Annotated in this window: 13 protein-coding genes; 6 read left to right on the forward strand and 7 right to left on the reverse strand. The window is 34.8% G+C overall.

Going from position 1 to position 12,192, the window contains the following annotated elements; translation table 11 throughout:
- Window positions 1–2 precede the first annotated feature (2 nt).
- Both FORMA_RS09095 and FORMA_RS09100 read left to right on the forward strand, forming a co-directional pair.
- Complete coding sequence (locus tag FORMA_RS09095) at window positions 3–740, forward strand: class I SAM-dependent methyltransferase (RefSeq protein ID WP_069675368.1); 738 nt, start codon at window positions 3–5, stop codon at window positions 738–740.
- A 70-nt stretch (window positions 741–810) separates the two neighbouring features.
- Entirely contained in the window at window positions 811–1,410 is a 600-nt protein-coding gene (locus FORMA_RS09100) for a ZIP family metal transporter (RefSeq protein WP_231924989.1), read from the forward strand.
- Between the two features lie 240 nt (window positions 1,411–1,650).
- Here the strand turns inward: FORMA_RS09100 and FORMA_RS09105 are convergent, their stop codons facing one another.
- Complete coding sequence (locus FORMA_RS09105; protein ID WP_069675370.1) at window positions 1,651–2,325, reverse strand: DUF4294 domain-containing protein; 675 nt, start codon at window positions 2,323–2,325, stop codon at window positions 1,651–1,653.
- A gap of 92 nt (window positions 2,326–2,417) precedes the next feature.
- Between FORMA_RS09105 and FORMA_RS09110 the strand changes: the two genes are divergently transcribed.
- Both FORMA_RS09110 and FORMA_RS09115 read left to right on the forward strand, forming a co-directional pair.
- Window positions 2,418–3,506, forward strand: coding sequence for a M42 family metallopeptidase (locus tag FORMA_RS09110; RefSeq protein ID WP_069675371.1), 1,089 nt, complete (start codon window positions 2,418–2,420; stop codon window positions 3,504–3,506).
- Window positions 3,507–3,508: 2 nt separating this feature from the next.
- Window positions 3,509–4,057, forward strand: a complete 549-nt coding sequence (locus FORMA_RS09115; protein WP_069675372.1) for an NUDIX hydrolase — start codon at window positions 3,509–3,511, stop codon at window positions 4,055–4,057.
- Window positions 4,058–4,059: 2 nt separating this feature from the next.
- On the opposite strand, the gene FORMA_RS09120 is transcribed toward FORMA_RS09115, so the two are convergent.
- From FORMA_RS09120 to acs, 4 genes are all read right to left on the reverse strand, one after another.
- Complete coding sequence (locus FORMA_RS09120; RefSeq protein WP_069675373.1) at window positions 4,060–4,263, reverse strand: helix-turn-helix transcriptional regulator; 204 nt, start codon at window positions 4,261–4,263, stop codon at window positions 4,060–4,062.
- Window positions 4,264–4,266: 3 nt separating this feature from the next.
- Entirely contained in the window at window positions 4,267–4,731 is a 465-nt protein-coding gene (locus tag FORMA_RS09125; protein ID WP_069675374.1) for a hypothetical protein, read from the reverse strand.
- Window positions 4,732–4,828: 97 nt separating this feature from the next.
- The gene (locus FORMA_RS09130) at window positions 4,829–5,875 is read right to left on the reverse strand and encodes a proline iminopeptidase-family hydrolase (RefSeq protein WP_069675375.1); all 1,047 of its coding nucleotides are present in this window, start codon (window positions 5,873–5,875) and stop codon (window positions 4,829–4,831) included.
- 13 nt (window positions 5,876–5,888) lie between these two features.
- Entirely contained in the window at window positions 5,889–7,790 is a 1,902-nt protein-coding gene (gene acs, locus FORMA_RS09135; protein ID WP_069675376.1) for an acetate--CoA ligase, read from the reverse strand.
- 278 nt (window positions 7,791–8,068) lie between these two features.
- On the opposite strand from acs, the gene FORMA_RS09140 reads away from it, so the two are divergent.
- A complete protein-coding gene (locus FORMA_RS09140) occupies window positions 8,069–9,178 on the forward strand; it encodes a heparan-alpha-glucosaminide N-acetyltransferase domain-containing protein (RefSeq protein ID WP_083236593.1) in 1,110 nt (369 codons plus the stop codon).
- On the opposite strand, the gene FORMA_RS09145 is transcribed toward FORMA_RS09140, so the two are convergent.
- Both FORMA_RS09145 and FORMA_RS09150 read right to left on the reverse strand, forming a co-directional pair.
- Entirely contained in the window at window positions 9,147–10,109 is a 963-nt protein-coding gene (locus tag FORMA_RS09145; protein WP_069675377.1) for a phosphoribosylaminoimidazolesuccinocarboxamide synthase, read from the reverse strand. The two genes, FORMA_RS09140 and FORMA_RS09145, sit on opposite strands and share 32 nt — an antisense overlap.
- Before the next feature lie 8 nt (window positions 10,110–10,117).
- Complete coding sequence (locus tag FORMA_RS09150; protein WP_069675503.1) at window positions 10,118–11,071, reverse strand: PhoH family protein; 954 nt, start codon at window positions 11,069–11,071, stop codon at window positions 10,118–10,120.
- 177 nt (window positions 11,072–11,248) lie between these two features.
- Here FORMA_RS09150 and FORMA_RS09155 point away from each other — a divergent pair, with 177 nt between their 5' ends.
- Complete coding sequence (locus FORMA_RS09155; protein WP_069675378.1) at window positions 11,249–12,085, forward strand: SAM hydrolase/SAM-dependent halogenase family protein; 837 nt, start codon at window positions 11,249–11,251, stop codon at window positions 12,083–12,085.
- Window positions 12,086–12,192 lie beyond the last annotated feature (107 nt).

Consider the following 12,192-nt stretch of genomic DNA (forward strand, 5'->3'; position numbering starts at 1 on the left):
AAATGACAAAACATCAAAATTGGTTTCAATCATGGTTTGATACGCCTTATTACCATATTCTATATAAGCAACGTAACAATACAGAAGCGGAAAATTTTATTAGAAAATTGGTAACTTATTTGGAAACAGATAAAAATCAATCAATATTGGATCTGGCTTGTGGCAAAGGACGGCATTCAATTTTTTTGAATTCACTAGGGTACAAAGTCAAAGGAGTAGATTTGTCAAGTCAAAGTATCTTGGAAGCTACTAAGTACGCTAATGATCGCCTAGAGTTTGAAATTCACGATATGCGCACTCCCCTAGATACGAAATACGACCTCATTTTAAATCTGTTTACTAGTTTTGGCTATTTTGATAATTTAGAGGACAATCTTAGCGCTCTGAATACCATAAAAAGTGGACTTTCAAATCAAGGCATTGGGGTTATTGACTTTATGAACAGCCCTTATATAATCGAACATTTAGTCCCTCATAACACCATTGAAATTGATGGTATTCATTTTGAGCTGAAGCGTAGTGTTTCGGATGGCGTTATTACAAAAAAAATTACTGTAACTGATAAAGGGTTGTCGCATAATTACATAGAACGAGTTCGCGCATTTGATAAAGCAGATTTTACTAGTATGTTTTCTAAACTAAACCTGAATTTAATAGATAGCTTTGGGAGCTATGACTTAGATCCGTACAATGTGGAATCGTCTAAACGTTTAATTTTAATTTTTAAAAAAAATGCTTAATTTCTTATTACCCATTTTGGCTGTTTTGATTGGATTCCTTCTTGCAATTTGGTTTTCAAATTCAAAGCAAATGTCTTTAAAATTGCTACTTACATTTAGTGGAGCATTTTTGCTTTCCACAACTGTATTTGAATTATTGCCCGCTGTATATTCAAAACTAGAGCCAAAATTATCAGGGTTGTATATACTTGCTGGTATCATATTTCAAATTATTTTAGAGTTTTTTTCCAAAGGAGCAGAACACGGCCACTTACACGGGAGGAGAAGTAATACAAAAACATTCCCTTTACTTATGTTTTTGAGTTTAGGGGTACATGCCTTTTTGGAGGGTTTTCCTGTTTTCGCTCACCAAACCATTGTTTATGGGGTTTTTGTCCATAAAATCCCTGTAGCAATACTTATTGTTTCATATTTATTGCTTTCAAAGTTGCCAAAGTTTCAAGCTTTTGTTTTTATTATGGTTTTTGCGCTTTTAACTCCTTTGGGCACTTTAGCGGCGCAGACGATCCATTTGTCTGAAAAATTAATTTATAGCGTAAATTCATTGGTTATAGGGATGTTTTTACACATCGCTACAATAATTTTATTTGAGGCAGATGAAGGCCACAAATTTAATTTAAACAAAATCGTAGCTATTGTTTGTGCAGTCTTGATTGCCTTTTTTATGTAAAAAAAATCACGATTAAAAAAAATATTCTTAATCATGACTTTTAAGTAGGAGATTTATTTGGGCAAAAAAGGATTTAAAATTACATTTTGAGATTATTTAAAATTCACAAACCTTTTTTTATTATGGTAAAACTACGAACATTTAGACTACAAATAAAGCGCTATGTAACAAACGGCTTATTGGCGTAATAAGCGGGCTTATTTGTGTCATAAGTGGGGTGAGAGACCAGAAATACCATAATTATTTACCTTTTTTGTTTTTCCAAATCTTATTCAAAGTATATAAATCGAAGGTTTTGTAGGATTTTTGAAATTCCAAGTTTCCTTTATCAAATTGCCGTTGAAGAATATCTTCAATCAAAAAATCTTCCTCTTCAACTTCAGGATCAAATGGAATTTTTAGAGACATATCAAACAGTTTTGCAGTATTGTTATACCAAAAAGCCCGCCAACCACTACGCAACTCCTTGATAAGATCAAAGGCTGTTTCACCTGTTTGTCGATGAATGAGTTTGATTAGAATTTGTCCTTCTGTAATTGTGAATTTTTTTAATTTATCAGCAAATTCATTCTCAACAAATTTTTGAACCATACGGGTGTACTTTTTACGCTGTCTTTTGCTTTTTACACCAGCCATTCGCGCATTGAGTGTTTCTAGCCGCTCTGCAGCTAACTTAGCATAGGGGTAAACTTTAAGAGTTTTTCGCTGAAGAATTAAATAGCGTCTGCGTTCTTCATTGGAATTAAGCCGTAGGCGAGGTAAAATTACGACTTCTTCCAAATCTATGGATTGACCAGTTATTGTATCCCCCTTTATGATTAAATACTTTTTAGGAATAGTATCTACTGCAACAGCTGGGGTTTGCCCCCAACAGCAAAACAATCCAATCATGTAAATATAAGTAATATACTTCATCGAAAGCTGAATGGCTCCAAAGTTAAAAAATATACATCATATCGTAACTTAAAATCATTGTTATTTGTTATTTTTAACCAAAATTTTAAACGATGGCAAAACAGCAAATTTTAGATAAAAAAGCATTAGATTTTCTAGAATCTTACCTTAACAATGCTGCTCCTACAGGATATGAGTGGAATGGTCAAAAATTATGGATGGACTATTTAAAGCCTTATGTGGATACATTCATAACTGATACGTACGGCACAGCCGTTGGGGTTATTAATCCTGATGCTTCATTTAAAGTTGTTATTGAAGGTCATGCTGATGAAATTTCATGGTATGTTAACTATATTTCAGATGATGGCTTGATATATGTTATTCGCAATGGCGGTAGTGATCACCAAATTGCGCCTAGTAAAATAGTAAATATCCATACCAAAAATGGCATTGTCAAAGGGGTGTTTGGTTGGCCCGCAATTCATACGCGTACTTTAGCAAAAGAGCAAGCCCCTAAACCCGATAATATTTTTATTGATGTAGGTTGTCAATCAAAAAAAGATGTAGAAAAGTTAGGCGTTCACGTTGGGTGTGTCATCACCTATCCCGATGAATTTCACATCCTTAATAAAGACCATTTTGTGTGTCGTGCTCTAGACAACCGAATGGGTGGCTTCATGATAGCACAGGTTGCACGCTTATTGCATGAAAACAAAAAAACTCTTCCCTTTGGACTTTACATTACAAACTCTGTTCAAGAAGAAATTGGTTTACGTGGTGCCCAAATGATTACCCACACCATTCAACCGGATGTAGCTATTGTGACTGATGTGACTCACGATACCACAACGCCAATGATAAACAAGAAAAAACAAGGGCATTGCAAAATGGGTGATGGTCCAGTAATTGCTTATGCTCCAGCAGTACAGCAAAAATTAAGAGACCTCATCACAGAAACTGCCGAAAAAAATAAAATTCCGTTCCAACGCGCAGCGCTTTCTAGAGCAACTGGAACTGATACTGATGCCTTCGCCTACAGTAATGGTGGAGTAGCCTCTGCGCTTATTTCATTACCGTTGCGGTATATGCACACCACAGTAGAAATGGTTCACCGAAAAGATGTAGAAAATGTCATTCGAATGATTTATGAATCCCTTCTAAATATTAAAGCTGGAGAAACTTTTAGCTATTTCGATTAAAATTGCAAGAATATTTAGACATTTGGAATGAGGACGGCAACCCAACTGGAGCACGTTGTACTAAAGGTGAAGCTCACCTAAAAGGGCTTTTTCACCCTACAGTACATGCGTGGTTTTACAACTCTACCCCAGCCCTTTTGCTGCAAAAGCGAGGGGCTAACAAACAGACTTTCCCCAACTTTTGGGATGTTTCCGTTGCCGGTCATGTTTCTGCTGGAGAAACGATTTTAGAAGGGGCGGTTCGTGAAATTAATGAAGAGATTGGTCTTCAACTTAAGCCAACAGATTTAGAACTTATCGATATCCGAAAAAATAGTAACAAATTTTCTAACGGTATCATAGATTGTGAATTTCAACATGTATTCCTGTGTAAACTAAATATACCAGTTCAAAACCTTAAACTACAAACTGAGGAAGTATCGGCTGTTCGCCTTTTTTCTTTTGAAGAAATAGAACTATGCCAACAGAAAAAAAACTCAGAATTTCATATTGTTCCAGCAGACATGAGCTACTACAACATGGTGATGAACGAAGTGTTAAAACGAATATAGAATTACCAATCTGTTGATTCTAAACTAAAAAGTTTAGTGACTTCAATATCAAAAATACAAGCTAGACGTAACGCAAGAACAGTAGACGGAACGTATTTACCCAGCTCCATAGCATTAATAGTTTGTCTACTGACCTTTGCTTTTTCAGCTAATTGCGCTTGTGTTAAATTATGTCGAGCACGCTCAATTTTAATAGTGTTTTTCATAATTCAACTTTCGTTTTTTAATTTATTCAATTGCCAGTAAAATCTGATGATAAAGAATATTATTACAGTGAACATATTAAAAATCATGACATACAAAAATGAAAAGTCGTATATAAACAACAATGAAATTAAAAGAATACCGTAATTGACATAAACCGCCCATACCAATGACTCTAGTCTAATTTTTAAAATGTATTCGTCCTCCTCTTTTTCTTTTGAAAAGGCCACAAAAATTGAACTTAAAATAATTAAAACCCCAACAATCTCATTTAAAATATTATTGTTTACAGTTCCAGCCAATTTATTTTGTCCCATAAACTCGTCAACAAATAGTGCTGGCATTTCAAATTCTAAAGCAGTTGGTTCAAGTTCAAACACCAGAGACAATGCACCCACAATAAGAGATGGAGTCAAAATAATCCAACCATATATCTTAAAACAGTTTGGAAATAAATAATTTGTTTTCATATGTATTTTTTTTAAATATACAGTTTATTTGACATTTAGACAAGTATACTTTACATTTATAAACATAATATACTAAGGTATCTAAATAATGATGTCTTTAGAAAATGTTTTGATCAACGTCTTTGATGAACTTAACTAGTCCTTCAAAATAAATTTTCTGATCATCAAATTGAGCTAAATGACTACCATTAGGACATAATAAAAAACGACCATTTTGAACTTCATTAGCTATGAACTCCATTTGCTTTGGATCCATAGTATCATGAGTCGCTCCAATACTTAAGGTAGGAACGCTTATGTTTTTCAATTCATCCTTGATGTCCCAATATTTAAGTGTTGCATCTCCCTTGACCCCGAACTCACTAGGTCCCTGCATGGTTACATATACATCGTGGTTGATGTGTTTGAAACTGCGGTTTAATGGTTCTGGCCATTGCGCAACTGGTAACCTAATGATGTGTTTGGTATAGTAGTTATTAACCACCAATTCCATATAACGTTCATTAGAGTAGTCTTCTTTTTCCTCGTAGTATAGAATTTCTTTCAAAACTTCTGGATCTAATTTTGGGGCCAGTACATTGTCTGAGTAAGCTTGGTAATCAGGAATTGAAGGTACCATATTGGATATAATCAATCCCTTTAGATGTTCTTGATATTTTAGCGCATATTGCATACCTAGAATACCGCCCCATGATTGTCCGTATAAATAAAAATTAGATTTATCAAGATTTAAAGCAACACGTACTTGTTCAACTTCCTCTACAAAACGGTCTAAATCCCACAGCGACAAATCTTTTGGCTGGTCACTGTAATAAGAGCCCAACTGGTCGTAGTAATAATACTCAATTCCTTCGTTGGGAAAATACCCATCAAAGCTTTCATATATTTCATGAGTCATTCCTGGACCACCATGAAGCAATAAGACCTTTATGCTTGGATTGTTCCCTACTCGTTTGGTCCAAACCTTAAATTCTCCTTTAGGGGTTTGAATAGGGATCATTTTTATACCGCCAAGGTATTGATCGTCTTTTTCAGAGCTATCTAAATATGCGGATTGTTGTGTGCATTTCATGTGCTTATTCTTGCCTTTACAACTCGAAAAAACAAGTACGACACTTAAGATTAAAATAATTTTAATTTTCATAAAGAATAAATTTTTATAGTGAATTTTTTATAATATCCTCAACAACTTCGGGGTTGAGTAAAGTACTAATATCGCCCAAATTTGAACTGTCTTTATTTGCTATTTTTCTAAGGATACGACGCATAATTTTACCAGAACGTGTTTTTGGCAACCCATTCGTAAACTGCATTTTATCTAACTTAGCTATTGGTCCAATATGCGTAGTTATTAATTGATTGATTTCTGATTGTAATTCAGTTTGATTTGAATACTCATTTTTAAGTGTGATGTATCCATACAAGGCATTTCCTTTTATTGGATGTGCAAATCCCACAATAGCAGACTCTGCAACTTGATCGTGTTCATTAATGGCGTCCTCTATGGGCGCAGTACCAAGATTATGACCAGATACTATTATAACATCATCTACTCGACCCGTAATGCGGTAGTGGCCATTTTCTTCTCTTAAAGCACCATCGCCTGTGAAATAATAATTTTTATAAGCAGAAAAATAGGTGTCTTCATACCTTTTGTGATTACCCCAAATAGTGCGTGCTATTGATGGCCATGGATATTTAATGCACAAACGTCCTTCAGCTTTTGATTCCAGAATTTCATGACCATTTTCATCCATCAATACGGGCTGCACTCCAACAAACGGAAGCGTCGCATAGGTTGGTTTACCTTCGTAACAATTTGGCATCGGACTGATGAGTATCCCTCCTGTTTCTGTTTGCCACCATGTATCGACAATTGGACAGCGATTTTGACCTATATGTTTATGGTACCATTGCCATGCTTCCTCATTAATAGGCTCACCAACGGTACCTATGACTTTGAGAGATGAAATATCATAAGAAGTTACAAAACTTAAATCTTGTTTGGCTAAAGCCCTAATTGCTGTGGGCGCTGTATAAAATTGACTGACTTTGTGCTTTTCTACAATTTCCCAAAAACGTCCGTAATCCGGATAACTGGGCACCCCTTCAAACATAACTGTAGTTGCCCCATTGAGTAATGGACCATAAACGATATAACTATGTCCAGTGATCCAGCCAATATCTGCAGTACACCAGTAGATATCGTCTGTTTTGTATTGAAAAACATTTTTAAAGGTATAAGCTGTATACACCATATAACCAGCAGTAGTATGTACCATACCTTTTGGTTGACCCGTAGAGCCGGAAGTATAAAGTATAAATAAAGGGTCTTCAGCATCCATTACTACAGGAGTGCATTGGATAGAAGCATCATCCAATAAAGGTTGAAGCCATTGATCTCTACCCTCTTTCATATTAATATCGGAATGAATTCGTTTGGCTACTAGAACATTTTTCACACTGGGGCAAGACTCCAAAGCTTCGTCAACAATCCCTTTTAAATCAATTGTTTTTTTACCCCGATAGCTCCCATCGCTAGTGATGAGTAATCTACAATCACAATCATTAATTCTAGTTGCTAAAGCAATTGATGAAAAACCTGCAAAGACCACAGAGTGTATCGCGCCAATGCGGGCACAAGCCAATACTGAGACAGCCAATTCAGGAATCATGGGTAAATAAATACAGACCCGATCGCCTTTTTTTATTCCCCTAGATTTAAGAACATTAGCAAATTTATTCACACGCTCGTGAAGATCTTTATAGCTAATTTGTTCTGAGCTTGAATTTGAGTCATTAGGTTCGAAAATAATGGCTGTTTTATTGGCATTAGTTTTAAGATGTCGATCGATACAATTTTCAGTGATATTTAGCTGCGCACCATCAAACCAACTAATTTTTGGAATTGAAAAATCGAAGTCTAAAACACTATCCCATGGCTTTTTCCATAAAAAGTTTTCTTTAGCCAATTCACCCCAAAATTGTTTTGGATTATTTGACGCTTGTTTATAATTTTCATGGTATAATTCGTTGTTTGTAATTGAATAATTTGCCATCTCTTATACGTGAAATTTTATGCTACAATTAAATTATAACTAACATACAAAAAAAATCAACCAATTTAGTTTGTTAGGAAATAATAATTCTGATTCTAGAAAACGCCCAAATAGTTACGGGTAAAACCTAAACTTACATAAAAATGAGATGTTGGGTATGATTGCATTCTTAAGAATGTTAAAAGGGTTATATGTTTATACTATTAGTAAACAGAGCGCTCCTTTTGATTAGTTTTTTTTTATTTTTGACATCTAAATTTAGTTTTATATTCTAAAATTTGAAAAGTTCACGTTTATACTTTATTGATACTGTTCGCGCCTTTGCAATTCTGATGATGCTTCAAGGCCACTTCATAGATACTTTGCTAGCAGTTGAATTTCGTGACCCTTCTAATGTAGCATTTCGTGTATGGCAATATTTCAGAGGAATAACGGCCCCCACCTTCTTTACAATTTCAGGACTAATTTTTACTTACCTCCTGATGAAAGCTCGTGCCAAAGGGGATGTAGAAGAGCGAATAAAAAAAGGGGTTGTACGTAGTTTTATGCTGATTGGCATAGGTTATTTGTTGAGGATTCCTATTTTTAGATGGTTTACAGGAAAATTTGGTACTTATTTCATGGTGATAGATGTACTTCAGTGTATAGGGCTTTCCTTGTTGCTTATTGTTCTATTTTACAAGCTAGTTCGTCAAAATCATAGAATTTTTTCTATACTAATGATTTTTATCGGAACTTTAATATTTGCCTTAGAACCTTTGTACAGAACATATTCAGCCACAAACATCCCGCTGTTTTTCGCCAACTATATCACAAAAGCTAATGGATCGATTTTCACTTTAATCCCATGGTTTGGATATATGGCTTACGGAGCATTTATTGCATTCCTTTTTCAAGAATATTTAACACACCCAAAATTCAGAAATAGTATTATCGTAGGGTTTTTGGCGATTGGTTTGTTTCTCGTCAATGGTTCTACTGCTCTACTACACTATATTTTTAAGTTTACACAAGTTCAACTCATAGATGATATCGCTAATTTTAATTATCTATTCATTAGACTTGGAAATGTTCTAGTAATTTTTGGAATTTTTTATGCCTTAGAACGTTTTCTAAAACATCCGATAATTTTAAAAATTGGCCAAAAAACACTTTCTATATATGTGATCCATTTTATTGTCTTATACGGAAGCTTTACGGGGTGGGGACTCAACCGGATTCTAAGCAAAAAATTAGACCCAACTCAAGCTGTTTTTGGAGCACTAATATTTCTCGTACTGGTAAGTCTAATGGCGGTTTACAGGATAAAAGCTAATACTTATATTTATGCAAAACTCAGAACAGCGGCACATAAAATTAGTCTTTTGATTTCAAAGAGAGGTATTTAAGCACATTGTGTTCTATTCGCGCATTGATATCTGTTAAATCACTCTTTTCAAAGTCATCTCCAGTGATATTTTCAAAGAGTTCTATGTATCTATTGCTCACCGTTTCAATATATTCATCACTCATAAAAGGAATGGTTTGACCCGTCAAGCCTTGAAAGTCATTTTTAATCAACCACTGACGAACAAACTCCTTTGATAATTGTTTTTGGGGCTCACCCTTCAGCTGCCGCTCTTCATAACCATCAGCATAAAAATAACGAGATGAATCAGGTGTATGTATTTCATCAATTAAAACAATTGTACCATCGGCTGTTTTTCCAAATTCATATTTAGTATCAACTAAAATTAATCCCTGAGCGGCGGCAATTTCACTTCCACGCTGAAACAATTTTCGCGTGTAATCTTCCAACACCCTGTAATCTTCTTCAGAAACAATACCCCGCGCCAAAATATCTTCACGAGAGATATCCTCATCATGATCCCCCATTTCAGCTTTGGTAGCTGGAGTAATAATCGGAAATTCGAAGGCATCATTTTCAATCATCCCATCAGGCATAGGCACACCACAAAGAATTCTTCTTCCAGCTTTATATTCTCTAGCAGCATGACCAGACATATAAGCACGAATTACCATTTCAACCTTAAAAGGAGTACATAAGTGGCCAATAGCAACATTCGGATCTGGTGTGGCCAATAACCAGTTAGGCACCAAATCTTCTGTTGCTTTCATCATCTTGGTAGCTATCTGGTTTAAAATTTGCCCTTTATATGGAATACCCTTGGGCATAACTACATCAAATGCTGATAGCCGATCTGTCGCAATCATCACTAACATATTGTTTTTGATTGTATATACCTCACGAACTTTCCCTTTGTATACATTTTTTTGACCCGGGAAGTTAAAGTTAGTTTCTGTAATCGTTTGATTCATAGGATTTATTAATCTCTGTTTTCAATATTTTTATAAGCCTCTATAACTTTTTTAACCAATTTATGACGGATGACATCTTTGTCATCCAAAAAGACCATACCGACTCCTTTAATTTCTTTCAGTATCAATAACGCTTCTTTAAGGCCAGAAATGACACGTCGTGGCAAATCAATTTGTCCTGGATCACCTGTAAGTAAAAATTTAGCATTTTTACCCATTCGCGTTAAAAACATTTTCATTTGGGCATGAGTCGTATTTTGACCTTCATCCAATATTACAAATGCATGGTCCAAGGTGCGTCCCCGCATAAAGGCTAAAGGGGCAATTTGAATGATTCCTTTTTCAATATAATTATCCAATTTTTCATGAGGTATCATATCCCTCAAAGCATCGTAAAGTGGTTGCATGTAGGGATCAAGCTTCTCTTTTAAATCCCCAGGGAGAAATCCTAAATTTTCACCAGCCTCAACCGCAGGTCTCGTTAAAATAATTCGCTTTACTTCTTTATTTTTTAAGGCTTTTACGGCAAGAGCTACTCCTGTGTAAGTTTTTCCTGTTCCAGCAGGGCCAATTGCAAAAACCATATCGTTCTGACGAACAGCATCCACTAGCTTTCTTTGGTTGCTTGTTTGTGCTTTAATAAGTCGCCCATTTACTCCGTGTAAAATAACCTGTCCGCTTTCATTTGAAGTGGTGTAATCTTCTTCAGAATCGCTAGTTAATATACGTTCTATCATATTTTCATCGAGTTTATTGAATGAGCTGAAATGGTTAAATAGCATTTCCATACGTTTGTCAAATTCTTCAAGTAACTCTTCATCTCCAAAAGCTGTTATTTTGTTGCCACGAGCAACAATTTTCAACTTTGGAAAGTACCTTTTTAGGAGTTCTATGTTTATATTTTGAGGACCAAAAAATTCTTTTGGAGCTATTTCTTCAAGTTCTAAAACGAGTTCATTCAAAGGCAATAATTTTTTTAGGGTGAAACATATACACTTTTAAAACATCATAAATGTACTAACATTTTTGCTTAAATATTTAGTAGTGTTAATAAAATTTAAAAACAAAAAATTATGTAGGTTTGTAGAACAATTGAACTTCATTTTAATTATTTTTAATACAGCAATAGTTCTCACTCAATGGCCATCATTACCCTTACTACAGATTTTGGAATGAAAGCACACTTTGTTGGTGCAGTAAAAGGTGCTCTTTTATCCGAAATTACTGACGCCAATATTGTAGATATATCACATAACATTTCCCCTTTTAACGTTATGGAAGCTGCCTATGTAATTCAAAATGCATTTAGTAGTTTTCCAAAAGGAAGTATTCATGTTATTGGCGTTGATTCTGAACTCAATCCAGAAAATTCACACATTGCTATGGTGCTAAACGGACATTATTTTGTTTGTGCCAATAATGGAATTTTGAGCATGATTTGTAATGATATAACTCCTGATCAAATTGTAGAAGTCAATATCCATGACAAAATTGTAGGTAACTTTCCTGTTCTCGATATTTTTGTTAAAGTTGCTGCACACATCGCTCGAGGTGGTACTCTTGAGGTAATTGGCAAACCTATTGATGAAGTTAAGCCAATTAAAAACATCACACCCTTTGTTGGAAGTGACAACAATCAGCTTATTGGAAATGTGATTTTTATTGACCGTTATGACAATGTAATAACCAACATCAAAAAATCATTTTTTGAAACCCTTCAAAAAGGTAGGCGTTTTGAGATTTCTGCACGAAATCACAAATTCAAAACAATCCATAACCATTACTCCGATATAGTTGATTTTAGAATACCTATTGACAAGCGAAACGATGAAGGTCGTGGGCTTGTCGTTTTTAATTCTTCAGATTATTTAGAAATTGCAATGTACAAGAGTAATAAAGCTACAGTTGGTGGTGCATCCACCTTGATGGGATTGGAGATGATGGATAGTGTCACCATTAGCTTTTTTGACGATTAAATTAAGTTTAAAAACATAGCTCAAATGTTAATAAGTTTGTTTCGTAAATACACAACGAAAGGATATATTTGTAAGTAAATAACTCGACAAATTTAATACCAAAGCAC

Origin of the sequence: Formosa sp. Hel3_A1_48 (assembly GCF_001735715.1) — a bacterium.
In the GTDB taxonomy this organism is placed as follows: domain Bacteria; phylum Bacteroidota; class Bacteroidia; order Flavobacteriales; family Flavobacteriaceae; genus UBA3537.

Coding starts and splice junctions, on each gene's coding strand:
- FORMA_RS09095 (WP_069675368.1), top strand. CDS start 3: ATGACAAAACATCAAAATTGGTTTCAATCATGGTTTGATACGCCTTAT.
- FORMA_RS09100 (WP_231924989.1), top strand. CDS start 811: ATGTCTTTAAAATTGCTACTTACATTTAGTGGAGCATTTTTGCTTTCC.
- FORMA_RS09105 (WP_069675370.1), bottom strand. CDS start 2,325: ATGAAGTATATTACTTATATTTACATGATTGGATTGTTTTGCTGTTGG.
- FORMA_RS09110 (WP_069675371.1), top strand. CDS start 2,418: ATGGCAAAACAGCAAATTTTAGATAAAAAAGCATTAGATTTTCTAGAA.
- FORMA_RS09120 (WP_069675373.1), bottom strand. CDS start 4,263: ATGAAAAACACTATTAAAATTGAGCGTGCTCGACATAATTTAACACAA.
- FORMA_RS09125 (WP_069675374.1), bottom strand. CDS start 4,731: ATGAAAACAAATTATTTATTTCCAAACTGTTTTAAGATATATGGTTGG.
- FORMA_RS09130 (WP_069675375.1), bottom strand. CDS start 5,875: ATGAAAATTAAAATTATTTTAATCTTAAGTGTCGTACTTGTTTTTTCG.
- acs (WP_069675376.1), bottom strand. CDS start 7,790: ATGGCAAATTATTCAATTACAAACAACGAATTATACCATGAAAATTAT.
- FORMA_RS09145 (WP_069675377.1), bottom strand. CDS start 10,109: ATGAATCAAACGATTACAGAAACTAACTTTAACTTCCCGGGTCAAAAA.
- FORMA_RS09155 (WP_069675378.1), top strand. CDS start 11,249: ATGGCCATCATTACCCTTACTACAGATTTTGGAATGAAAGCACACTTT.